Raw genomic sequence first — 22,815 nt, 5'->3', positions numbered from 1 at the left:
GGGTACTGACGGCAAAACGCGGATTTTATACGCTAAGACAATTTCTAAAAATGAAATCTTATCTTTGCTACTGCAAAAAAATAGCCCCCCCTCCCCGCAAGAGGTGCTAGTTAACGTAAAATTCGTTATCGGAATTTGTTTAAAAAATATACACTCAACAATATGGTATAATGTGGATATTAAATCTTTTTGAAAGAGGGATCATAATGATAAAGAGAGGACTTATTTCAGGAATACTTCTATTACTTATCGTATCTGTAGAAGCTTATTTTAGTCGGGATTGGAGTCACATTTATTATGTATGTGGAACTTTCGGGTTAATTAGCATGGGGTTAGCTTTAGCTTACTTCATTGATAGCTTAATTTTAGGTAATAAAGGAACCCTATTTTCAAAAAAGGAAACCCTTTGATTGGCCGTATCGACCAATCAAAGGGTTTTTTAATAATGGCTATTCCAAATCTTATAGCAGCACTAGTTTACATCGTCATTTAATCAACTAAAAAAAGAGAAATTAAAGACCAAGCTTTCTCTTTTTTTAGTTATCTTCCTTCCCAGCGTATGATTCAACTATCTCCCTCGCAGACCTCCTGTTCTTATTTATTTCGATGATTTCATTTAATGATTTACTCACATCACTAAATCCCTGTTCAAATTTGACTCATCTGTAAAAGGATACCTTTGTAAACGCTCGTTCGCTTTTTAGGACGGTTCATTTGTAAAACTCACTAATTATAACTTTGTGCATAAATAATATAAGGATTAAATTCCTGAATTTTTACAATATTTAGTATAAATAATATCAATTTACTATAATATGTAATTTATGTAAAATCATAATTAAGCTAAACTCTTCTTTAAATTCTTGCCCCTAACAAGGATTTAAAGACCATGCTATTTTTAGCTACAAATGCGTAAAAAGAAAAAAGCCAAATCTATCCAGAATTTGGCTTTTTTCTTTGGAGTTCATGTAAATAACAACTTGAACCCACTACTCTTTTTCAAATGTAATTGTATTTTAAACATTTCGTTGTTAGATTTTTTAACTTATCAGAAAGTTCCGGGTGGATATTTGGAACAATCTTTATCCTATGATATTGCCCCCTAACTACTTGTATATAATAGAAAGTAAAACTAAGTTCATGACTTTTTATAATTTGTAAAATTAATCATTAAATTCTTATAGCTAATGTGTACCAAAAGGTGTGTTTTATTTTCGGTATAAACCTAAAATTATTTTCATACTTTTTGATATTGTACAAACAAATTAGTAATAAATTTCTCAATATGGATATTGTCACTAATTTTAGCTATAATATTTAAAATTAACAGTTAATGTAATATGATAAAAAAGTAATGGTTATCACCCTAGTTGTTTCTCCTTATACCATAGATAAGACCGAGTTCTGGTCTTATCTTTTTTATTTATATATTTTCTTGGGGGATGAATGGGTAGGCGGAATAGGGGTACAGCCGAGATACGTGTAAAAATAGGTCATAGAATTACTTTTATTTCCAGTTATGACCTATTGTGCTTATAGAGGTATTGCTTCTTCTATTGGATGAGGATTTTTTTGTAAATCAATTACATAATCGCCGAATCGTTTTATATGTCTACGATTCACAAAAGAAAGCATATGAGGTGTTCTAAAAATGAAAATACAAATTATATTGTTTGACGGCTTCGGAGAACTTGTCTCTTTCGCACCTTTTGAAGTACTCAAAAGAGCGATAGAAGAAGGGGCTCCATTTACGGTTGAACTAATATCAAGTGAATCAAAACAAGAAATTACTACTTCGTTTGGAGTTACGGTTAAACTAAATGATTTTTTACGAATGGATAATCGTCCAGATCTGTTAATTGTACCTGGTGGTGGCTGGAATCATAAAGCTGAACATGGGGCACGAAAGCAAGCAGAGCTTGGAACCCTGACCGAAATGATTAGAGAGATGTACAACGAAGGAACGATCGTTGCTGGGGTTTGTACAGGAGGTATGCTACTAGCTGCCTCCGGTATATTGAATGGTCGAAAGGCGACGATGCACTATTTGGCGCAGAATGAAATCAGTGAATACGGGGCAGAGCTTCTTCGTTACAGAATTGTTGATCAAGGGAATATTATCACCGCAAGAGGAGTCACTTCAGGACTTGATTTGGGACTTTGGATCACGGAAAGGTTCGCAAGCCCCAAAATTGCAGCTGCCGTTGAATATAGAATGGAATACGAGAGGCGAGGTGTTGTTTGGAGTTAATTTGAATTCTTTTTTATTGGGGTACGGAAACGATTCAAAGAATAACCCGCCACAACTGAAATTTTTTCCAATTTAGTGGGTGTTTTTTTATATTTTATGTAGTTTCCTATATGGGGTAGCACCACACCGCTATCAAGCTAAGGTTATGAAGTCCCCCCTAAACAAAAATTTTTATCTATCTACAATTCAGCTCATTTTTTCAGTTTGGGGTAACAACGAATTTCTTAAGTTGATGGGCATGTAAGGTGACCCCAATTATCCGATTACCACTCGAATTACAGGGGTTCACAGTGACCCATCTTCATACAGAACTTTTTTACTTTATTGCTTCAACTAAAAAGCAACCGTTTAATTGTGAGGTTACGCTTGCTGAAATTCAAAACCATCCTCTGATTTTACCGAGCACAGAAGGACTTGGAGTGCATTATTTGATTTTGGAAGCATTTTCGAAGGCTCAGCTACAACCGAACATTATTGCCGCATGCTCTGATATCTCCCTTTTATTTGATTTGGTTGCCTCTGACTTTGGAGGAGCTATTGTACCGGAAACCGTCATTAAACAATACAATAACGACGATATTGTTGCTTGCAAAATTACACATAGGGAGTTAGCTGCATCGATAGGCTTAATATGGCTGAAGAATCATTACCTATCACAAACCGCACAAAACTTTGCTAACCTTTTAACAACACACATGAATGATTGAGTCAGGTTTTAAAAAAATAAATTAGGGACAGTCATAACTGCCCCTAATTATTAAATGGGAAGAACCCTACTCGATGTTTTTATTGACTATAAAGTTAGCCCGCCATCTACAAGAACAATTGAACCGGACATATAGCTTGCCTTATCTGATGCTAAGTAAGCAACCATTTCAGCGAGTTCTTTCGGATCAGCATAACGACCCATTCTCATATTGGAAAACTCTTCTGGAACGTATCCACCTTTTGCAAACTGAGCTTCAACACTTGTTGTTAATGCTGTTTTCACACCGCCAGGACAGAGTGCATTAATGCGAATTCCTTTTTTCGTATATTCTAATGCAGCACCCTTGGTTAAGCCTACAACCGCATGTTTGCTTGCAGAATATACAGCTACACTGTGTTCAGGACGAACCCCTGCAGTAGAAGCAGTATTAATAATAGAGCCACTGCCTTGCTCCTCCATCACTTTTAACACATATTTCATTCCAAGGAAGACCCCTTTTACATTGATAGACATAATGCGGTCAAATTCGGATTCTTCTACTGAAGTGAAAGGTGCGAACTTTTGGATAACACCTGCATTGTTGAAAAATATATCAATACGTCCATATGTTTCGACTGCTTTATTTACATAGTTTTGCACATCTTCAGTTTTCGAGACATCGGCCTGGACGAAGATGCCTTCTCCACCTTGTTCTTTCACAAGTTTTAACGTTTCTTCTCCTGTTTCCTGATTGAAATCGACTAATACAACTGTTGCACCGTTACTAGCAAGTTTCAAACTGCTTGCTCTTCCGATTCCACTTCCTGCACCAGTTATGACAGCAATTTTATTTGATAATTCCATGTTTAATTCCTCCCTGCTTATAATTTCTTACATCAATCATTTTATTGCTTGTATAAAAATATATATTGTATTATCTTACGAATAATAGTATTTATTTAAGCATTCTAAAAATGTATCCAATTTCAAAAAAAATGAATGGAGTTTATGGAATAGATGGAAATAGTCATACAAGATTTACAACATATATGTGAGCTTATTTATGAAGTTCATCAAATACCTGTTTATTATGTCAATCAATTTGGTGAGATTGAATACGAATTTTCAAGTAGAGACTTACGGGATCATCCATATTACAGCCCGTTCAAAGAGCAGATCAGTGTCTATACTTATGAAGAGAATCCAAAGGATTTTCCTATCTTCTTTTCGAATTCAAATTTGAACTTTTTCTTTGTCAATCTAAAAAAAACGAACCTATTTTTAGGTACCATTATTTTAGGCCCTACCCTTGAGTCAGAAATATCTGATGAAAATATTAGCAAGATCCTTGATGCTTTTAAAGGAAACCTGAATAAAAGGAAACTCATTGAATACTATCATTCCATCCCCATTATTGATAGTCAACAATTCCTAACGATTAGTCTATTGGTTTATTATTTGATGTACCATAAAAAGCTTGATAAAACGATGGTCATCCAAAACAATAAAGCGTTGACCCTTGATATGATTGAATTAGAGAATCCGGATCTTGAGCTTTCAAAAGGGAGAAGGAATTTCATTTTTCATTCCAATCTTTCATATGAACGGGTTTTGCTTGATTATGTCAAAAACGGACGGATAAATAAATTAAAGGATATCTTCGATTACTCTATTGTCGGTGAGGCGGAATTAGGATTATTATCGAAACGAAATCGCCTAAGAAGTGAAAAAAATTTAATGATTACTGGAATTGCTCTTGTTTGCAGAGCGGCCATTGAAGGTGGTTTAAATGATGAAACGGCCTTTACCTTAAGCGATTTCTATATTCAACAACTCGAGGAATTAGGAAGCTTAAAAGCAATATTGAAATTAACGGAAGAAGCCATAATGGATTTTACCAATCGTGTGCACCAATTAAATGAAGAAAAATATTCTGCAACAATTACAGCTTGTCAACATTATATTTATGACCATCTTTATGACGATATCACACTTGATCACCTTGCACAAATGTGTCGTTTAAGCCCAAATTACTTATCATCACTTTTTAAAAAAGAAGTTGGTAAACCACTAAGTGAATACATTCAACGGCAACGAGTTGACGAAGCAAAAAAGCTATTACTTTTAACAAATTATTCGATTTTAGACATCGGCATGTGGCTGAATTTCAACGACCAAAGTTATTTTATAAAAATCTTTAAAAAACACACAGGTTTAACCCCCAGGCAGTTTAGAAATGATCATTTTTCCGATCATACAACGACATAATTATCTATCAATGAAAATTTGGGCAACAGATCAAATAGGGGTACCAGCACATCACCATCAAGCTAACCAGAATAGGTTGCCCCAAAATGATAAAAATGAACTTCGTTGCTATAAAAGGCATAGAATTTTCATTTTGGGGACATTAATTTCTTAACTTAATGGATACGGATTGCCCCCTGTTAGTATTAATCATCGTGAGTGAACTTCCTGTATTTCTTTTATAATCAGTTGAAGATTGTTCGTATATTCTTCCTCATCTACATTATCTATCCCAGAATGTTTAGGGATTACAATATAGGTACCTTTCGGAATTATAATGCAGTATGCTGACTCTAATTCCTTTACACTGTGTACTTTGTAACGATTGTATTCTAATTGTTCACCGTTAGAGATTATACATATATTTTTATTGTGGAGTTCAAACGAAATGGTTCCTATTACCCCACGATTTTTTTAAACTATCTTACGTATAAACATTATTGGTTTTACTTTTTGAAACAAGAAATGAATAATTATAGAAAAAACTATTATAAGGAAGGCTGTTCCTAACAATGGAATAAAGGAGGAAGTGTATTTATGTTTAGATATTTGATAATCAATAGTCCATGCTGAAAAAGAAAAAATATGAACAAATATCTCACTGTAAAGTAAAAGTCTTTTTGTAACGGTTGCTACTACGTATTTATAAGTATCTTCTGAAACATAGTAAGTTATATCCAAAAAGTCCACCACCCTTTTTAAGTAAGAGTATAATAAATTTTCTGTAAATAAAATACCCCCTAAAATGAAAAAACACGCTTTTTTAATTTGCCTTTTTTATCAAGGTTTATTAAGTTAATTTAATCAAACTTTGTTCCAAGGCTACAAAAAGAGCCTTTATCGATAATTACTTAGTAATCAAAGATAAAGGCTTTTAATTTCAATGTTTAGCTGTTGTTATATATATTTAACATCAGGCTATCCCTTCATCTTAATTTCACTATCTAATCCCGTTGGTTGAAGAAAGTTGTTGTCTGTTTTTATTAAGTGTCTTCGTCGCTTTTGTACTCCAAAATATCACCTGGTTGACAATCCAAAGTCTTACATATCGCTTCTAATGTTGAAAAACGAACCGCTTTTGCTTTCCCGTTTTTCAGAATGGAAAGATTCGCCATCGTAATCCCAACCCTCTCCGAAAGCTCTGTTACGCTCATTTTTCGTTTTGCTAACATCACATCAATATTAATAATAATTGCCATATCCTCCACCTCAGACCGTTAAATCATTTTCTGATTTTATATTAATAGCTTCTTGTAAAAGTCTTTGGAGAACAGCAGCAAAAACGGCGATCACCATAGAGGCGAAAATAATGACCAATCCGATTGGTATGAAACTTGGAGGGTCAACTCTTTCCGCCATGAGATAGTAGAGTGGCATACCTAGCAGGTACAAGGTACTGATCGTGATGGCACAGTATTTTATATTCTTTAAAGCCTTTACCGATAATTCCGAGAACGCTTGGTTCTTATCAATATAGCTTAAAAGTTTAAAAGCTTGATACAGAGCAAAGTAAAAAGGTATCGCTGCCGCATACATATCGATTAAAACGAGAGATTTCAAATAAGCAATATCTGGATACAATTCTCCAGCAAAATTCCCGATCTTAGGCACCAAAAATATGCACAGTGCAAGAACTGGGATTCCTATAAAAATAACAGCTAGCTTTAAAAAGAGTGTCGTAACTTGTTTCATAAAAAGCACCTCGCTTATTTAATGACAACATGATATTATCATATTATTTATCGTTTTACAATAAAATTATATTGTTTTTTATTATATTATTATTGTTATTGAAATATCCTTTTAATTTTGACAAAAATAAAAAGCATTTCTCATTACAAAGAAATGCTCTTACTTTAAAATGTTAAATTTACAACTTGTTCAACAAAACTTCCAAATAGTTTAATAGGTTCTGGTGCAAAAATAAAATAATTTACTATAAATTTATCCGGACGCATATCATTCCCAGAGTAAATTATATCAACAGCAACTGTTACTTCTTTGGGAGGTGTTTCTTTCAAAGCTGCAGCCCATTTTTCTTCAATCTTCTTATATTGCTTCAAATTAACATCAGATAATTGCGATACCAAATTATCAATTTTAGGTGATCCTCCAAATCTATCACCTGCTAAATGCCCTGCATGGTCTTGTCCTTTTACTTTACCGGGTGTATTTTTACTATGTGATAATCTCTTCTCTCTTTCAGTTAATTATAGCTTATCAGTTTCAAATTTTTCAATTCTTCCAAGACTATCGGTTTCATAAGAATAGTCAAACTCTCCTGTTTTATACCTAATATTCGGTTTTAACCTATTTTTTCTTCCGTTTGTAAAATGTTTCCTTTGTCCACTAATGTTTTAACTTCACTCACTTCAGCACTACTTTTACCCGTACCCTATGTTATAATCCCAAAATAAAAAGCACTTGTTGTCTTTAGTTGACAATCAAGTGCTTTAAGTTCATCTATTTTTAAGTAGCATTAAACTTGTAAGTTTTGTAGTAATAGTATGACACCTTTTGTATGTCATGAAAACTACTACGTTAAAACTAACGAGTTTGTACGAGCTCATTAGTTTCATATACATTCCATGTGTTTATATTCATCGCCCAATAAAATGTCATCTCACCTAAGGTCGTACTTCGTTTTCAGTTCTATCATTGCACGTAATACTTTATGATGGTACAACCATCATGGAGTATGTACTTTTTAACAGCCTATTCTTTTTCATCCATTTTCTGCTTTAAATATTCAGCAATTTCTGTTTGCCCAAATTCTCTAGCATATTCATAAGCATTCATATTCTTAATATTTTCTCCAGTGTATCTAATTGAAATATCTATTCCTTTTTCAACTAGAAACTCAGCTACTTCTTTATATCCACCATAAATCGCACCGAATAATGGATTTCTTTTTGCTAAGCTCACATCTAATTCTGCGCCAGTCTCAATTAAATACTTTACTATCTCCAAATGCCCAGCTCCTGCTGCCAAATTTAATGCAGAAGCATCAAATGTACCACCTCTAGCATCAATATCTATACCTTTATTAATTAGATACTCAACCATTTCAAGGTGTCCTTTCTTGGCAGCTACATGTAACCATGTTCCAAATGTAGTCATTGTGTTCAAAATTTCTTTATCATTACCTATTAATTGTTTTACTTCATTAATATCACCAATTTTAATTGCATTTCTTATTGCTTTATTTAAAATTTTTTCATCCATACCATTACCTCCTGTATCTCTACTATCTTGTACGAGCTATGTCTCCTAAATCTTTAAGAGTTTCAACAATATCATCAAAGTCACCGTCTATTGCTTCAACATCCCTTAACCGCTTTACAACAATCTCCAAAGCATCAAGACTATGCTGTCCTATTACGGCATTTGGTGCCCAAACAAGGTTTTCTTCACCAATTATTGGGTCTATCCCATACCTTCTTAATATTTCTTGACCTTCTTGAACAAGTTATTTTTGCTTCTGGCCAAGACCTTTTTTAAATAGAATATGATGTGCATGTGGATTTCTCATATCAGTAGGTGGGTCACCTATTAGTCCTCTAAGATACTTACCAAAATCAATTTTAATTAATGCTTCATTATATTCTTTAGTAATGCCTAAATCAGACATCTTTTTACTAATCTCAGACAACTCATCTACACTAAAAGTATTATTTTGAATGGCATTTTTAAGCTTATTCATCTTTGTGGCATTGACACTACCAGCCTCGACTATATCATCAAGATAATCGCTTACAGTGTTACCCGTACCCTTAGTATACTTATAAAATTATACGTGTACCGACTTATTTCTACGCTAAAATACAAAAAGCACTCGTTGCCATAATTGACAATCAAGTGCTTTAAGTTCATGTGTTTTCTAAGTTTTCACGGTTAGCTCTAAATTTGTGCATTTTATTACGTCGTAAAAACAATATGACACTTTTCGTGTATCATGACATGTAATACCTTTAAAACGTACGAGCTTGTATGCATTCGTTAGTTTACTATGCGTTCCACATTGCACCCGTCGCCCATTAAAATGTCATCTCGCCTAAGTTCGTGTGCCTTATTTTATCGTATCAAGGAACGGAGGTCCAAACAAGATCTTATGATGGTAAACCATCATAAGGTCAATTCTTCAAAATGACCTTTTCTTTTTTTGTACACTTCAAATAAAGTTTGTTTTATCTGTCTATATTTCCCTATGCCGATACGTTCCAATCCATGCGTATTATTGATTAATAGTTACACTTAAATCGCAATATCCTGGTAACCCACTTCAGTTACTATCTCATTTAACATACGAATTCCTAGCCCATTCTCTGTATCCCATGCACAATTAAGTGTAAATCTAATGTCTCTACCTTCACACAAATCCCCATAAGGAACAACAATCCCGTCTAAATCTATCATTTCTAATATTTGATCAGTTGTTTCAACTAATGGATAACTTTCATTTACTTCAATATCATAACCTAGTTCATGTCGCTCTTGTTTATAATACTCTAAAATCGGTTGCAAAAAACTTTGTTGCAGGTGTTCCCAATTTTGCATAAGCGAGGTGTATGCTACATATTGTTCTTCATCAAAATTGTCGTCCTCTTCCCCATCTATCATTAAAGTTATCTCAGTTTCTTTTCCCAAAAAATGAATTGTAGTATCCTTAACCCAGCCATACTCATATTCAAGTTTACCGAAAACCGAATCATTTAAAATCATTTTACAAGCTCCTCCTTATGTCTATTAGCAAATCCTCCGGGTTTAAACGCTCCTGCGTTTATCTCTCCTACACCACCCAGATATCCAAATTCAGCATTTATGATTGCACGAGTTGCACTGTTTTACCCTCATTCTAACCCAGTTGTAAAAATAAAGGAAGTCAATAGCCACTACGTTCTCCTAACGTCGCTATTGACTTCCTTTATTGAGCATGTACCTTTGTCAGTGTCCAAGTAACTCACAAAATAGGCACATTTCTCAACTTATTTTTCTATTTCTAGTATCAAGCCTTCCAAATTCAAAACATCTTTATTATTTTGACTAATGTTCATACGAAAAGTTTTAAATAGATTTGCAAGAACATGAACGATTACCGTAACACATGGCGTTATTACAATCGTACATGGCCAAAAATAGCACATTTGTTGCTTTGAAATACAGTTTGATTAGAATCACCCTCTCAAACCGGTATTTTTCAATAAATAAAAAGAATCCACCTTGAAAAAAGATGAACAGCTCCCTGTCAAGTAGACAGTGGAAATAATAAAAACACTTTAAGCGGCTTGAACCCTGTATTCTAATGGGCTTAAGCCGTTTAATCTTTCTTGGTAACGTTCGTTATTGTAAAACTGAATATAATCATCTATCGCTTGTTGTAACGATTCAAATGTCTCATACTTATGTAGGTAATACTTTTCACACTTCAACGTTCCCCAAAACGATTCCATTGGTCCATTATCTATGCATTTTCCTACACGTGACATGCTATGAATCATTTTTGCTTTTTCTATTTTCCTCTTAAACCCATGTGATGTATATTGATACCCTCGATCACTATGAATCAATGGATGTTCATTCTCTTTTAATATAGTGATAGCTTGATCCAATGTTCGAAATACCAATTTATTATTGTTTGAATGTCCCAATACATAACTAATAATGGAGCCATCGTAAAGATCTAAAATGGCACTTAAATACGTTTTCCTTCCGTTTCCTAATTTGAACTCCGTGACATCTGTTACCCATTTTTCATTGGGCCTGCTGGCAGTAAATTTACGATTGAGTCGATTTTCAGCGACATATTGCGCAGATGAGGGAACATAGCGCTTTCTTTTCCGACGAATCACGGACTGTAATCCAGTGATGTGCATTAAGCGATAAATACGTTTGTGATTAAACTTTTTATGATATAACCTATTCATATTTAATTTCATTCTTCGGTACCCATAAATGCCTCCTACTCGTGCATAAATAGCTTGAATATCCTGAAGAATTGCTTCATTCTCTAATTCTCTAGCTGTTGGCGTCCGCTGTAGCCATTTGTAATAAGCAGCACGAGATACACCAGAAATTTCACATAAAAGGATTACTGGTAGATTTTCATTCGCATGTAAATCTTGAATCGCTCTATATTTATTTTGTAGACGAACGCTTGTTAACGACGCCTCCTTTCGAGTTCCTCTAACTTTTTTAAAAAAGCATTTTCTGCACGCAATCGTTCATTTTCTCGCTCTAAACGTTTCATTTCCAGTTTAAACTTTTCTTCAGCTGTTAATTCATATTCCTCTTTCTTTCGACCGCGTTTATCTTGTAGTGCTTCTTCACCATTTGCTTCAAACTTCTTGACCCATTGATATACCTGTTGGTAAGAAACTTCATAGCTTTCGGCTGCGAGCTGATAGTTTTTCTGGTGTTGTAGACAGTAATTTACAATTTGAATTCGTTCTTCTAATGTTGTTTTTCTTCTATTTGTCATAGAGTTTGTCATTCCTTTACCGGTATCATTTAATTCTCTATGACTATTATACTTTTTAATCCATTTTCCCAAAACCGCCGTACTGGATATATTGTATTTTTGGATAACCTTGCTTAACGAATCGTGTCCTGATAGATAATCATTGACGGCTGCTAACTTTAGCTCTTTTGAATAACGCTTCCAAGAAAGTGCTTCTTCTAGGCCGTCTTCACCATTCACTTCATACCTTCTCTTCCAATCTCTAATCGTCCCAGGATCAATCGGAAATTTAGTAGTAATGTCAGCTATTGAATGATGACCATCTTTATAAAGAGATAAAACAGCCAATTTTTCAGCTTTAGAATATTTCATTCGAGCCATAAAAAATACTCCCCTTAGATAAACAGATTTTTATTTTGTATCTGTCTACCTAATGGGGAGCATATCAAGAATTGATCAAAATGGATTCTTTTTTAGCAAATTTAAGTTGGTTTTTATAAAAAAGCTTGATCATTTTCTACCTGAGTTACTCCACAATACTCTATAATTATTGTCTAACTTCTTTTTCTACATAATCTAGGTTTTAAAACTTATATAACGATTAATTGGTGTATGAACTAACAATGGATTTTATCAGTACGATGATTTCAAATATTAAAAATATAAATGTCCAAGTAAAATTTCTTATAAAAAAAAATTTACTATAAGTGTCAATTTTATATTGTTTTCCTTCTTCATCAGTCACAATCTTAATACCTTCATCTTTTACAAAATATTTAGTAAAAAGATAGTTAATTAAAGCAGGTAAAAACATCAATAATAACATTACAAATCCAATTAATTTATTCAACAAACTTCCTTGTTCAATATTCATATCCATACTTATACCCGCTAGAGCTATAACAGGTATATACCCCAAAAACAAGGCTAATGGAACTAAAAGACCTTTTCTTTTCCAAATAAATAACATAAAAATAATTCCTTCCCTCTTCTTTAAATAGTGCTATAAAGCTATTATTTTTTCTTCAAATCAATAAATTCTAAAGACGATAATGTTGTATCTTTGGGATCGGTATCTTTAAAAATTATAATTGCTTTTACATCTTCTATATTATCAACAGCATTTTCTAAAAGTAATACAATATAATAATTTTTAGAAATACGCGCTGTTTGTGTGTATTTTAATTTTCCTAATTCTTCTTTTGAAAGATTTTCATTAATTTTTGAAGATAAGCCCTCTTTAACTTGTTCATTCATAGTACCAAGTTCTTGAGAACCTCTTATACAGTTGCTGAGTTGTTCCGTTATGCCCGATGCCTCTGCATAACTTTCTGAAAGTTCTTCCGTCTGATTAGGAATCTCATAATACTTTTCGATATTTTTATACATAGTATTCTTATGGATTGGATTCTCTGCTGATATGTCTTCTGGTAATATAGACCCTATGTCAACTTTATCTTTATACTTATTCATCAATATATCATAATTCTTTTTATTTTTTTCTACCTTTATAATCTTAAACCGATTATTAAATTCATCTTTAGTTGTGAATTCATCTAAGTTTAAATGTCCTTTTTCATCTGGCTTAGCACTTATAGTAAGTGTTAAATATTTTCCATACGGTTCTTCTTTTTTATCATCGATAATTCCTTCTATTACGGTCTCATATCTATTTTCCTGCAATTTCTTTGTAGATATAGAGGAATAAGGAAAGATATAACCAATATCATTCTCACTAAACTTAGAAGCTACAGCATTATAGTTTATAAAACCATTACTACGTACAAATTTATTAATATCATCAGAAAGATCTGCGCTAGAAACTTTATTTTCTTTTGTACATCCTACCATTAATAGTAGACTAAAAAGAAAAAATCCAATCACTTTAACAATTTTTTTCATTATTCTACTCTCCTATATTTTTCCGTTTCAAATTCTAACTATGGACGTTGCCTCATTTTTCATTAATGAACCCTTTTTATACTTTTCTATTTTTTTACTATTCTCCTTTTTTATAGAAGTGGTTCGAATTACAGGCAATAACCCATCCTATAATTATTAATGTTAAAGAAAAATATCTTAATACACGCCCTATATATAATCTAAATCTTTAAGATAAATGACGGATAATGCCAAAATAACAGCACCAACTATCCCGAGAATCAAACCCTTATATTTTTGAAAAAACATCAAGTTACCCCTTTCGTACAAACAAAATATTCCATATATAAATAATACTAAATTATGGAATGTTTTTAAAGAATCAAAACGTTTTTATATTCAATTTATATATTTTGTTTCTTTTCTTAATAAAAATATCCCCATAGATAAGTAAATCCAAAGGGATAAAACGGTGCATCTTTTTTATAAACAGTTAATCTTTTTTCAAAACGGTTAAACTTTGTTATAAACGATTAAACTTTATTTCAAATCCACAACATTCTAGATAGCTATGCAATCTTGATATTAACTTATAAAGAAACCTTGACCGGAGTCAAGGTTGAAGACATACAATCTTAGGTCTATCTATAATACTTGATACACCTTTCTTGAAAAGGGATTCTATCATCGAGCAGCACTTCTTCTTGCAGCAATTTTGTTATATTCTCTATTTTTACAATGAATAGTGCGAAGAAGTCGCCCGAATTTGGATATGAAAATAGTCCATACCCCTTTGGTGACAGTATTTTGTTGACCTCCTTGATCTTTTCAGGTAAAAATTCATAATTAAATGCTTCTAATTTCTCGAGTTCTTCTTGTGTTGCTAATTCAATTTGGTGGGCAAATTCGTAATCAAGAATAAAATTGACAATTTCTTGGTATTGCTCACCTTTATAGTCAACGTATAAAAACTGTTTCGTCGTCAATCCATATTTTAATAGGTCTTCATGTAAGTCATAACTTCCTTGCTCCTTCAAAAACGTTTCCAAATCTTTGCTATCAGGAAATATAATCTGCGCTATCCCTTGATTAGGCATATTAGCTTCCTCCCTTTTATTGAAATAATTCTCCATGCTTGTTAGGAATATATTCCGGGTAGTTTTTACGATAAAATTGATCGATCATCTGAAGCACTGGGTCCCACTCAGGGTATGGCTCACGTTCTCCAAATACCATTTTCGCTTCTGGAGTATTCATCAGAAAATTATCGAATTGAGTAGGTACTGGCAATCCTAGTTGTTTTCTTACATGGATCAAGAATAAGATTTCAAAAGGATAAAATCCGTATCCGAAATCGCCAAATTCACCTAGCTGTCCGATTTCAGAAGCTAATGCAGAATGATACTGAGACATTATCGAAATTAGATGTTCTATTTCTTCTATATCATCAGTCGACCAACGTCCCAGCACTTCATCATAAATGTTCAGGTCTTCAGGGATTAAATCGCATCGTAGTTCAGCTTCCTTAAACTTATTTATCACGGCTAGATGTAATTTTTCATTCGTTCCCATGATGGTTATATTTTTATACTGCAAGTACAGCTCTAGCAAAAACCAAATATGTCTGTTCTCTTCATTGGCGTCTATTAAATGTCCATCGAAGTGATGAGTCATAAAATCAAATAAGATATTTTCTTCTTTCTCCCATCCATACATTGCAAAATGAACTAATGTGAAGACGACTTCGCTAAACGAATATTCCAACATCATCCCAGGATACTTGATTGTATAGAGATCCTGTCCCATGCACTGGTAAAACAAGACCTTCTGCATGTTCTTTAATCCTTCTACATTGTTTCCACCGCTGATCAATACATCATTTTTCCATAGTGACAAGTGATATGAAGAAATTTGGCTTAGATCTATTAATAGTATGTGATCTTTCTCTGTTTCATTTTGCTCAACGATTTCCTCAATCTCTCTTCTACTAACATTATATTCATCTTTAACATCTTCAAATTTGATTCCATCCACAAAATTTTTGCTATATCTTTTAAAAGCCATTTCTAACTTTTTTTGGTTTATCATTAAATCCCCCCTATGAATGTTTGCAAGTATTATAGTGACAGTTTGACACCCTTTATATGTTGTGACAAATAATACATTAAAACTTATTTGCCAAGTTTACATACGATTCAAAATCAACTTCTATATCAATTTCAACACTTGTTCCTTCACATTTTCGTCAAACTTAGCTCCTTCTACATTTGCTCCTGTCCAAACTACATTGTCAAGTTTAGCACCGGTAAAATCCGCTTCTGTAAAATTCCCATTTAAAAGGGTTGCTCCTGTAAAATCTGCATTTCTAGCATCTACTTCTGATAAATTTGCATTTTCCAAATCCGCTTTTTCAAATTTACCATTTGTAAGATTGGCACTGCTAAAATCCGTTCCAGTGCAATACGCCTGTGTAGCATCAATTCCAGATAAATTCGCATGGCGAAAAGTTGCATGATTTAAAATTGTTCCAACTAGTTCCCCATATGAAAAATCAACTTCGTCAAAACATGTTTCAAAACAACTACTTATATTCAATTTTGCATATTTCATATTCGCTTTAGAGAAATTCGCTTCACCAAACCTACAATCTGCAATATGTATTTCCTCTAAATTACAACTTCTGAAATCAGCCAACTCAAAATCACAATCATGAAACGATGCTCTCATTAATGAAGAAGCCCTTAACATGACCCGTTTTGCCATAATACGATCTCCCATTACCTCTGACAGGTCTGAAAAAGTAAGGTCCAAATCACTCATATCTAACTGATCTATAACCTCATCATTGTATTGAGATCGATTTAATATTTCCATGACTCTTATTCTATCATTACTTTTCTCATTCATGATTACGAATTCCTTTCATTTAACTTTCCAGATAGTCCTTCCAAACAACATTTGGAGAATAGGTTACAACCATCCGACTTTCATGAAAACTCGGTATAGCCATTACTTGAGCTGGTTCCAGATATTTCATTACATGTAACCAACTATCAAGCAATGTATCATTATCAGCTTCTAATGGATTTTGTAAAAGTTCTATACAAATCCCACCCCAATCCAGTTCTGATACGACAGCTGGACTATTTAGTAATAATTCCTTGTCAAACATTTCTAAAATATTACCACTAAAATATGTTCTAGCCCCTAGTCCTAAGGGACCGTTTGGAAGAAACCTAACTGGTATAGGTTGTGAAGATATTTCCATCCACATTTGTAATCGTTCGCGTTCGGTATTCCACGGATATGATAAAGGCCAACAAATTTGAGCTACTCCAAAACGAGGCTTCGCAATTTCCAAGATTTGGTCAGATAACATAAAAAAATCTGACCAGAATTTTTTAGGGATAGATTTTTGAAACTCAAACTCCAAAAATGAGCCATTGCTCAAGTTAACTTCAAAACTCCCTCTATAGTTAACAGATTTATCACGATAGAGATGAACTTCAGATACCCTACCCTCCGAAATCACTTTTTCAATAATTTCCTCACGATTATATTCAAGCCGTATTGTTTCACAGTTGCCCCAATGAGTAGGAGCAAACTTTTCATTTGACTCAAACACATCCAAAAGACGCCCTAGTATCTCTTCCTGATTAAAAGATACTGTGGGGTACATTGAAATTGAAAAATAATTAGGTTTCATTTATATCCTCCCTTAATACTAAAAAAATAAAGTTACATAACATTTCTCATTCACAGTTTTATCCATACACCCCCACCAGGTAAACGTGAATTGTTCTCCCATTTGTGCGTCACTTTACCACTACTTGGATCAGTATAGTAAATTTCACTCTTTAGTGCTAAAGGCCCACTTGGTCTTGGGTGAGGAGGAATTCCATTTAAATCGGGTATGTCACTTGATATTGTCACAACATGACGCCCATCTGTCTTTTGTGCCAGTTCTCTTTCAGCTCGCATTTGACTGTCATTATGAATAACGTGTTCTTTGTCACTTATTTTGTGTTTGTGATCATGAACTAAATCAATTCGAACATATCTTTAACCCTGAACAATTTAAAGGTTATTATTTTTCACTTCCTCAAACCACTCATCAGCAATATGGCTAACTGTTTTAACATCATCATTCGTATATACTAAATCATACTTATATTTAGCTTTAAAGTTGCCACTATGAACATCATATATTAATTTCATCTCCGTTGGCATGTCTCGTTCATATTCTTTGTATAATTCTTCAATTTTTTCAATATCTTCACATATGATACGCAATACCATAGACTGTCGTTTTGTAGACACATCGTATCTTTCATCTCCATCTTCCAATGCATCATTTACTTTATGACGTTCTACATGTTTATTGTTAATGCAATAAAAGAAACTTCCCGAAATAATTCCTGCCTCACGTGAGGCGTAGATATACACCTTATCAGCTCTATCTTCAACATATTCCATACATATAGATATCATATCCGCTTGCAAATCACTAAATTTATCTTCAAATTCTCTCATACTACTTTTTCACTCCTTAGATTAATTCTTTAGAACTGAAGAGTCTTGCTTACCAAGTGCAATTTTGCTACTAATCCATGGTTGGTTATTGCTTTGACACTTTTTATAATATTTCTCTACTACGCTCTTACTTTATACATAGCCATTATAATCTATAAAACACTTCATGAATTTATAAAAATATAATGTATCTTTTCTATGCTAAAACGCAAAAAAGCACTTGTTGCCTTTCATAGACAATCAAGCGCTTTAAGTTCATATGTTTTTAAGTATCGTTAATTTTGTAAGTTTTGTAGTAACAGTTTGACACCTTTTATATATCGTGACAAGTAATACGTTAAAACTTACGAGCTTGTACGAGTTGGTTAGTTTCATATAGATTCCATGTATTAATATTCATCGCCCAATAAAATGTCATCTCACCTAAGGTCGTACTTCGTTTTCAGTTCTATCATTGCACGTAATACTTTATGATGGTACAACCATCATGGAGTATGTACTTTTTAACAGCCTATTCTTTTTCATCCATTTTCTGCTTTAAATATTCAGCAATTTCTGTTTGCCCAAATTCTCTAGCATATTCATAAGCATTCATATTCTTAATATTTTCTCCAGTGTATCTAATTGAAATATCTATTCCTTTTTCAACTAGAAACTCAGCTACTTCTTTATATCCACCATAAATCGCACCGAATAATGGATTTCTTTTTGCTAAGCTCACATCTAATTCTGCGCCAGTCTCAATTAAATACTTTACTATCTCCAAATGCCCAGCTCCTGCTGCCAATCTTAAAGGGGAAGCATCAAATATATCACCTTTTGTATTAACATCGATTCCTTTATGGATTAAATATTCCACTATTCCAAAATGCCCTTTCTTTGCTGCAACATGTATCCACGTACCAAATGGTGTCATTGAATGTAAAGATTCTGGATTATCTCCTATTAAACGTTTTACTTCATTAATATCACCAATTTTAATTGCATTTCTTATTGTTTTATTTAAACTTTTTTCATCCATAACATTACCTCCTGTATCTCTACTATCTTGTACTAGCTATGTCTCCTAAATCTTTAAGAGTTTCAACAATATCATCAAAGTCACCGTCTATTGCTTCAACAACTCTTAACCGATTCACTACTTCCTCCAAAGCATCAAAATTATGTTGTCCTATTACAGCATTTGGTGCCCAAACAAGGTTTTCTTCACCAATTATTGGGTCTATCCCATACCTTCTTAATATTCCTTGACCTTCTCGAACCAGTTCTTGTTGCTTCTGACCAAGGCCTTTTTTAAATAAAATATGATGTACATATGGATTTTTCATGGCAACAGATGGGTCACCTGTAAGAAATCTCTTGATAATCAAAAAGTTCTTCATCGTATTCATCACTATCAAATGTTTTCACTTCTGCCCCTAATTTCAACAAGTTATCAACTAATCCTTTTAAATTTTCTATTTCATTCAAAATCATATACTCAATGTTAAAATTTTGTATATCTGTTAAAAAAACCAGTACCCATGGTCAATGGATACTAGCATAATAATCTTTCATATCAAACATGTTATAACAAGTAAAAGTAACATCTCTAGTCTTATTCCTTTAAACCAATGTTTTCTCTTTTTATATCAAGTACATCTAAAACACCAAATTCATCAAATTTTCCCATTAAATATTCATGTCCTTTTTGTAAAGCACTTATTCTTTCTTCTGTATAAATGGGCATTAAAGTATAAAAATTAATTATTCTATTTTCTGAATCTATAAAACTTCTTACCTCTTTAGATTTATCGATTAAAATACATGATAATTCTGTATTAGAAGCAAATGGCATTGGAGGTTCTCCATTTGGGAGAATGACCCCTTCCTCTAACCATCCATCATATTTGCGAGGTATGTGAGCAGCCATTCTCAACCACTTCAAAGGCCAATAATTATCTTTGTTCGCCAATTCTGCTTTGCTTATTGGCCAATTTGCAGGCAACTTTAATACTAATTCAGCATACTTAAATCCCTTATTGTCTTCTGAATCATCCATTGTAAAATCACTCATCCCAGTAGTCACAAGAGTTATAAAATCACGTTCTTTTGATGGCAATATAATTTGAATATCAATTGATACTTTACTACCAGGTATGATTTCACTGATTGTATCATTAATGGGACCAAATTGTTCTGTTATATAATCTAAAATATCAGTTTTTGCATTTTCCCCAGTATCTTTATATACCACTTTTTTAGTAGAATCTAATAAATTCGCTATTTCTATTTGCCCTTGTTCATGTGCAAATGCTAACGCATCCATATTTTTCATATATTCTCCCGTGTACTTAACGTGAATGTCAATTCCATTTTCAATCAGAAGTTTTACAATATCTATATATCCACCCTGAATAGCACCAAACAAAGGATTCCTTTCCGGTTCACTCACATCCATTTCAGCTCCACAAGTCAATAGATACCTGACAATTTCAAACTGGCCTTTTGAAGCCGCTTGGTTAAGTGCCCCACCACCATATACACCACCGCGCTTATTTATGTCAGCACCTAATTCTATAAGTCGCTTGACTATTTCAAGCTTTCCATGTGTGGCTGCAACATGAAGAAGAGTTCCAAACGGTCTCATCGATATATTCAAGAGCTCCATATCTGAACCAATTAACTCAACTACACCCTCAACATTATTTTGCTTAATATCTGTACGAATTTCTTTAGCTAGTTGGATATTTTCCATATTATCACTATCTCCTTTTGGCGGCTATGTTACCTAATTCTTCAAGTGTTGCACATCATATCATCCCGATCACCGCCATTATTTTTTACTGCTTTAATATCATCTACAACTTTTTGAATTGCCTCAATACCATGTTGTCCTTTAGCTCTATTTGGTGTCCAAGTCAAATTTTTAAGTCCTAAAATTGGATCTATGTTAAATTCTTTTAAAATTTCTTGTCCTTCCTTATCAAACTCTTGTTGAGCTTTTCCACGACCTTTCTTAAAAAGAATGTGATGTGCATAAGGATCTTTCATTTCTTTAGGAGGGTCACCAATATGGTTTTTAAAATATTTACCAAAGTTAAAATTATCAATATCTATATCAACATCACTTATATTATTCTTACCCGTACCCTTACCAGATGGATTTACAAATTCAATATCTTTAGTAAAAGACCTCAATAGTATGTAAGATAGAAATAACCTTCAAGATTAATTTTTCCATTTGCATAAAAAAACAGCAGAGATTTCTAGTATCTATCTCCGTTGTCTTTGCTATCAATTTCCAAAAACCAATTTTTTATATTCTGTTATGTGTATCCCTTACAAATAGTAATGCTTAAATTGCAACATCTTGGTATCCTACCCTAGCTACTTCTTCATTTATTAGACGAATGCCTACCCCATTTTCCATGTCCCATGTACAGTCAAATGTTAGTCCAATATATCTGCCTTCAAAGCGTCTAGCAGATGGGACATAAATCCCCACTAGCTTGATCTTTTCAAGAAGCTGATCAATCGTTCCAATTAAAGGATAATTTTCATTATATGAAACATCATACCCCAGCTCATGTCGTTTTTGTTTGTAATAATCTAGAATTGGTTGCAAAATACTTTGTTGAAGATGTCCCCAATTTTGTATTAAAGAATTATACGAAGCATACTGTTTTTCACTAAATTCTCCATCTTCTTCACCATCTATCATCAAAGCAATATCGGCTTCTTTTCCGCAAAACTTAATGGTAGTATCTCTACTCCAGACATAATCATATTCAAGCTCACCAAAAACTGCATCATTTATTTTCATTTTGAATTTTCCCCTTTCTATTTATTGGCAAATTCTCCTGACTTAAACGCTCCTGCATTTATCTCTCCTACGCCGCCAAGATGCCCAAACTTGCTTGCCAACTCTGGTGAATTGTTAAGTTGTTCAGCCAACTTTGGATCTGCTTGTTTAAAATTAATAGTTCTAGCTTTTGTTCCGTTCTTGCCGGTCCCACCTAACATGTATTCAATTTCAAATTGTGCTTTTGCTACAGGTGAAAAATCAGGAACTCCATTTTTATACTCAATTCCATTAATACCAGCTTCATTTAAGATTTTCTGTAACGTAGGATCTGGTGGTGGTTTTAGGGTACATAAAGACTCACCTCTAGCCCCTTCAAAAACGACATTTGAATTCGTTTCTGCGGGTGTTTGCTTGAATCTTGAATCATATGTACTAGCAAATTCCTCTTGCTTGAAGGCTGGTGGAATATCAGCATCTCTATTACCCGTACCCTTGGTTTCAATCTTAGCAACAGAAAATAACGTTCCAAGTGTTTTTCTTTCTCCTACATTCCCAACACCAGCTGCCAAAGGTTCAGGGAATACATTCGGGATATGAATATTTTTAATCTTCTCCCCGACATTCTTCATACTATACGGCAACTTATTCATGAATGCCGTTACTTCTTCCAACTTACCAACTATTTATAAAGTTAAAGCATACCAATCAATTAAAAAAACACTTGTTGCCTATCATAGACAATCAAGTGCTTTAAGTTCATCTATTTTTAAGTAGCATAAACTTGTAAGTCTTGCAGTAAAAGTATGACACCTTTTGTATGTCATAAAAACTACTACGTTAAAACTTACGAGTTTGTACGAGTTCATTAGTTTCATATACATTCCATGTGCTTAAAACGTCATCTCGCTTAA

General features: G+C 33.3%; 27 protein-coding genes and 2 pseudogenes. 5 read left to right on the top strand and 24 right to left on the bottom strand.

Going from position 1 to position 22,815, the window contains the following annotated elements:
- From ACM6HU_RS01000 to ACM6HU_RS00985, 4 genes are all read left to right on the top strand, one after another.
- On the top strand, positions 1-193 hold a 193-nt coding region (locus ACM6HU_RS01000; protein ID WP_414847951.1), incomplete at its 5' end, for a hypothetical protein.
- 13 nt (positions 194-206) lie between these two features.
- Positions 207-410 carry a hypothetical protein gene (locus ACM6HU_RS00995; protein WP_016114256.1) on the top strand — a complete coding sequence of 68 codons (204 nt, stop codon included), beginning with the start codon at positions 207-209 and terminating at the stop codon, positions 408-410.
- 1,241 nt (positions 411-1,651) lie between these two features.
- Entirely contained in the window at positions 1,652-2,251 is a 600-nt protein-coding gene (locus ACM6HU_RS00990) for a DJ-1/PfpI family protein (protein ID WP_016114255.1), read from the top strand.
- 245 nt (positions 2,252-2,496) lie between these two features.
- Positions 2,497-2,958: a LysR family transcriptional regulator substrate-binding protein gene (locus tag ACM6HU_RS00985; protein WP_229165997.1), complete on the top strand. Its 462-nt coding sequence runs from the start codon at positions 2,497-2,499 to the stop codon at positions 2,956-2,958.
- An 86-nt stretch (positions 2,959-3,044) separates the two neighbouring features.
- On the opposite strand, the gene ACM6HU_RS00980 is transcribed toward ACM6HU_RS00985, so the two are convergent.
- A complete protein-coding gene (locus ACM6HU_RS00980) occupies positions 3,045-3,803 on the bottom strand; it encodes an SDR family NAD(P)-dependent oxidoreductase (protein WP_016114253.1) in 759 nt (252 codons plus the stop codon).
- Between the two features lie 153 nt (positions 3,804-3,956).
- On the opposite strand from ACM6HU_RS00980, the gene ACM6HU_RS00975 reads away from it, so the two are divergent.
- Positions 3,957-5,207: a helix-turn-helix domain-containing protein gene (locus tag ACM6HU_RS00975; protein WP_414847950.1), complete on the top strand. Its 1,251-nt coding sequence runs from the start codon at positions 3,957-3,959 to the stop codon at positions 5,205-5,207.
- A gap of 1,022 nt (positions 5,208-6,229) precedes the next feature.
- Here ACM6HU_RS00975 and ACM6HU_RS00970 read toward each other — a convergent pair.
- The 23 genes and pseudogenes from ACM6HU_RS00970 to ACM6HU_RS00860 form a co-directional block, all read right to left on the bottom strand.
- Positions 6,230-6,445 (bottom strand): helix-turn-helix domain-containing protein, encoded by a 216-nt coding sequence (locus tag ACM6HU_RS00970; protein ID WP_016114251.1) that lies wholly within the window; start codon positions 6,443-6,445, stop codon positions 6,230-6,232.
- 10 nt (positions 6,446-6,455) lie between these two features.
- Positions 6,456-6,938, bottom strand: coding sequence for a DUF2975 domain-containing protein (locus ACM6HU_RS00965; protein WP_016114250.1), 483 nt, complete (start codon positions 6,936-6,938; stop codon positions 6,456-6,458).
- Between the two features lie 164 nt (positions 6,939-7,102).
- A pseudogene (locus ACM6HU_RS00960) lies at positions 7,103-7,396 on the bottom strand (DNA/RNA non-specific endonuclease); the annotation flags it as partial.
- 245 nt (positions 7,397-7,641) lie between these two features.
- Positions 7,642-7,825: pseudogene (locus tag ACM6HU_RS00955) on the bottom strand (hypothetical protein).
- Between the two features lie 136 nt (positions 7,826-7,961).
- Positions 7,962-8,471 carry an ankyrin repeat domain-containing protein gene (locus ACM6HU_RS00950; protein WP_016114248.1) on the bottom strand — a complete coding sequence of 170 codons (510 nt, stop codon included), beginning with the start codon at positions 8,469-8,471 and terminating at the stop codon, positions 7,962-7,964.
- A 244-nt stretch (positions 8,472-8,715) separates the two neighbouring features.
- Positions 8,716-8,949, bottom strand: a complete 234-nt coding sequence (locus ACM6HU_RS00945) for a hypothetical protein (RefSeq protein WP_016114247.1) — start codon at positions 8,947-8,949, stop codon at positions 8,716-8,718.
- Between the two features lie 551 nt (positions 8,950-9,500).
- Positions 9,501-9,968 (bottom strand): DUF6985 domain-containing protein, encoded by a 468-nt coding sequence (locus tag ACM6HU_RS00940; RefSeq protein ID WP_016114246.1) that lies wholly within the window; start codon positions 9,966-9,968, stop codon positions 9,501-9,503.
- Between the two features lie 554 nt (positions 9,969-10,522).
- Positions 10,523-12,084, bottom strand: a protein-coding gene (locus ACM6HU_RS00935; RefSeq protein ID WP_098116876.1) for an IS3 family transposase whose coding sequence is annotated in 2 segments (ribosomal slippage) — positions 10,523-11,451 and positions 11,451-12,084 — 1,563 coding nt in all. Because the reading frame shifts where the segments join, the coding sequence is not laid out codon by codon here.
- Positions 12,085-12,304: 220 nt separating this feature from the next.
- On the bottom strand, positions 12,305-12,673 hold the full coding sequence (locus ACM6HU_RS00930) for a hypothetical protein (RefSeq protein ID WP_016114243.1): 369 nt from the start codon (positions 12,671-12,673) through the stop codon (positions 12,305-12,307).
- A 44-nt stretch (positions 12,674-12,717) separates the two neighbouring features.
- Positions 12,718-13,605, bottom strand: coding sequence for a hypothetical protein (locus tag ACM6HU_RS00925; protein ID WP_414847949.1), 888 nt, complete (start codon positions 13,603-13,605; stop codon positions 12,718-12,720).
- Positions 13,606-14,225: 620 nt separating this feature from the next.
- Positions 14,226-14,681 (bottom strand): hypothetical protein, encoded by a 456-nt coding sequence (locus ACM6HU_RS00920; protein WP_016114240.1) that lies wholly within the window; start codon positions 14,679-14,681, stop codon positions 14,226-14,228.
- Positions 14,682-14,697: 16 nt separating this feature from the next.
- Complete coding sequence (locus ACM6HU_RS00915; protein WP_016114239.1) at positions 14,698-15,672, bottom strand: hypothetical protein; 975 nt, start codon at positions 15,670-15,672, stop codon at positions 14,698-14,700.
- Positions 15,673-15,792: 120 nt separating this feature from the next.
- On the bottom strand, positions 15,793-16,491 hold the full coding sequence (locus tag ACM6HU_RS00910; RefSeq protein ID WP_016131299.1) for a pentapeptide repeat-containing protein: 699 nt from the start codon (positions 16,489-16,491) through the stop codon (positions 15,793-15,795).
- Positions 16,492-16,510: 19 nt separating this feature from the next.
- Entirely contained in the window at positions 16,511-17,290 is a 780-nt protein-coding gene (locus ACM6HU_RS00905) for a hypothetical protein (protein WP_016114237.1), read from the bottom strand.
- 50 nt (positions 17,291-17,340) lie between these two features.
- Entirely contained in the window at positions 17,341-17,565 is a 225-nt protein-coding gene (locus tag ACM6HU_RS00900) for an ADP-ribosyltransferase (RefSeq protein WP_229161527.1), read from the bottom strand.
- A gap of 96 nt (positions 17,566-17,661) precedes the next feature.
- The gene (locus tag ACM6HU_RS00895) at positions 17,662-18,117 is read right to left on the bottom strand and encodes an immunity protein YezG family protein (RefSeq protein ID WP_016114236.1); all 456 of its coding nucleotides are present in this window, start codon (positions 18,115-18,117) and stop codon (positions 17,662-17,664) included.
- 511 nt (positions 18,118-18,628) lie between these two features.
- The gene (locus ACM6HU_RS00890) at positions 18,629-19,138 is read right to left on the bottom strand and encodes an ankyrin repeat domain-containing protein (RefSeq protein WP_016114235.1); all 510 of its coding nucleotides are present in this window, start codon (positions 19,136-19,138) and stop codon (positions 18,629-18,631) included.
- A 22-nt stretch (positions 19,139-19,160) separates the two neighbouring features.
- Positions 19,161-19,445 carry an AHH domain-containing protein gene (locus ACM6HU_RS00885; protein ID WP_229170315.1) on the bottom strand — a complete coding sequence of 95 codons (285 nt, stop codon included), beginning with the start codon at positions 19,443-19,445 and terminating at the stop codon, positions 19,161-19,163.
- A gap of 13 nt (positions 19,446-19,458) precedes the next feature.
- Complete coding sequence (locus ACM6HU_RS00880; protein ID WP_414847952.1) at positions 19,459-19,593, bottom strand: hypothetical protein; 135 nt, start codon at positions 19,591-19,593, stop codon at positions 19,459-19,461.
- Between the two features lie 121 nt (positions 19,594-19,714).
- The gene (locus tag ACM6HU_RS00875) at positions 19,715-20,854 is read right to left on the bottom strand and encodes a suppressor of fused domain protein (protein WP_414847948.1); all 1,140 of its coding nucleotides are present in this window, start codon (positions 20,852-20,854) and stop codon (positions 19,715-19,717) included.
- Positions 20,855-20,895: 41 nt separating this feature from the next.
- Positions 20,896-21,297: an AHH domain-containing protein gene (locus ACM6HU_RS00870; protein ID WP_016114231.1), complete on the bottom strand. Its 402-nt coding sequence runs from the start codon at positions 21,295-21,297 to the stop codon at positions 20,896-20,898.
- 157 nt (positions 21,298-21,454) lie between these two features.
- Positions 21,455-21,922 (bottom strand): DUF2004 domain-containing protein, encoded by a 468-nt coding sequence (locus tag ACM6HU_RS00865; protein WP_016131298.1) that lies wholly within the window; start codon positions 21,920-21,922, stop codon positions 21,455-21,457.
- 17 nt (positions 21,923-21,939) lie between these two features.
- Positions 21,940-22,554: an HNH endonuclease gene (locus ACM6HU_RS00860; RefSeq protein WP_414847947.1), complete on the bottom strand. Its 615-nt coding sequence runs from the start codon at positions 22,552-22,554 to the stop codon at positions 21,940-21,942.
- Positions 22,555-22,815 lie beyond the last annotated feature (261 nt).

It is taken from the genome of Bacillus sp. IT-79MI2 (genome assembly GCF_949768135.1).
In the GTDB taxonomy this organism is placed as follows: domain Bacteria; phylum Bacillota; class Bacilli; order Bacillales; family Bacillaceae_G; genus Bacillus_A; species Bacillus_A pseudomycoides.
This window is presented reverse-complemented; position numbering and strand designations above follow the sequence as displayed.

Excerpts from the sequence above, each read along its gene's own strand:
- ACM6HU_RS00990 (WP_016114255.1), top strand. The coding sequence starts at position 1,652 with ATGAAAATACAAATTATATTGTTTGACGGCTTCGGAGAACTTGTCTCT.
- ACM6HU_RS00950 (WP_016114248.1), bottom strand. The coding sequence starts at position 8,471 with ATGGATGAAAAAATTTTAAATAAAGCAATAAGAAATGCAATTAAAATT.
- ACM6HU_RS00865 (WP_016131298.1), bottom strand. The coding sequence starts at position 21,922 with ATGAAAATAAATGATGCAGTTTTTGGTGAGCTTGAATATGATTATGTC.
- ACM6HU_RS00925 (WP_414847949.1), bottom strand. The coding sequence starts at position 13,605 with ATGAAAAAAATTGTTAAAGTGATTGGATTTTTTCTTTTTAGTCTACTA.
- ACM6HU_RS00970 (WP_016114251.1), bottom strand. The coding sequence starts at position 6,445 with ATGGCAATTATTATTAATATTGATGTGATGTTAGCAAAACGAAAAATG.
- ACM6HU_RS00910 (WP_016131299.1), bottom strand. The coding sequence starts at position 16,491 with ATGAATGAGAAAAGTAATGATAGAATAAGAGTCATGGAAATATTAAAT.
- ACM6HU_RS00920 (WP_016114240.1), bottom strand. The coding sequence starts at position 14,681 with ATGCCTAATCAAGGGATAGCGCAGATTATATTTCCTGATAGCAAAGAT.
- ACM6HU_RS00995 (WP_016114256.1), top strand. The coding sequence starts at position 207 with ATGATAAAGAGAGGACTTATTTCAGGAATACTTCTATTACTTATCGTA.
- ACM6HU_RS00940 (WP_016114246.1), bottom strand. The coding sequence starts at position 9,968 with ATGATTTTAAATGATTCGGTTTTCGGTAAACTTGAATATGAGTATGGC.
- ACM6HU_RS00875 (WP_414847948.1), bottom strand. The coding sequence starts at position 20,854 with ATGGAAAATATCCAACTAGCTAAAGAAATTCGTACAGATATTAAGCAA.
- ACM6HU_RS00905 (WP_016114237.1), bottom strand. The coding sequence starts at position 17,290 with ATGAAACCTAATTATTTTTCAATTTCAATGTACCCCACAGTATCTTTT.
- ACM6HU_RS00980 (WP_016114253.1), bottom strand. The coding sequence starts at position 3,803 with ATGGAATTATCAAATAAAATTGCTGTCATAACTGGTGCAGGAAGTGGA.
- ACM6HU_RS00915 (WP_016114239.1), bottom strand. The coding sequence starts at position 15,672 with ATGATAAACCAAAAAAAGTTAGAAATGGCTTTTAAAAGATATAGCAAA.
- ACM6HU_RS00885 (WP_229170315.1), bottom strand. The coding sequence starts at position 19,445 with ATGAAAAATCCATATGTACATCATATTTTATTTAAAAAAGGCCTTGGT.
- ACM6HU_RS00880 (WP_414847952.1), bottom strand. The coding sequence starts at position 19,593 with ATGATTTTGAATGAAATAGAAAATTTAAAAGGATTAGTTGATAACTTG.
- ACM6HU_RS00895 (WP_016114236.1), bottom strand. The coding sequence starts at position 18,117 with ATGAGAGAATTTGAAGATAAATTTAGTGATTTGCAAGCGGATATGATA.
- ACM6HU_RS00945 (WP_016114247.1), bottom strand. The coding sequence starts at position 8,949 with ATGAATAAGCTTAAAAATGCCATTCAAAATAATACTTTTAGTGTAGAT.
- ACM6HU_RS00860 (WP_414847947.1), bottom strand. The coding sequence starts at position 22,554 with ATGAATAAGTTGCCGTATAGTATGAAGAATGTCGGGGAGAAGATTAAA.
- ACM6HU_RS00930 (WP_016114243.1), bottom strand. The coding sequence starts at position 12,673 with ATGTTATTTATTTGGAAAAGAAAAGGTCTTTTAGTTCCATTAGCCTTG.
- ACM6HU_RS00900 (WP_229161527.1), bottom strand. The coding sequence starts at position 17,565 with ATGCGAGCTGAAAGAGAACTGGCACAAAAGACAGATGGGCGTCATGTT.
- ACM6HU_RS00890 (WP_016114235.1), bottom strand. The coding sequence starts at position 19,138 with ATGGATGAAAAAAGTTTAAATAAAACAATAAGAAATGCAATTAAAATT.
- ACM6HU_RS00975 (WP_414847950.1), top strand. The coding sequence starts at position 3,957 with ATGGAAATAGTCATACAAGATTTACAACATATATGTGAGCTTATTTAT.
- ACM6HU_RS00965 (WP_016114250.1), bottom strand. The coding sequence starts at position 6,938 with ATGAAACAAGTTACGACACTCTTTTTAAAGCTAGCTGTTATTTTTATA.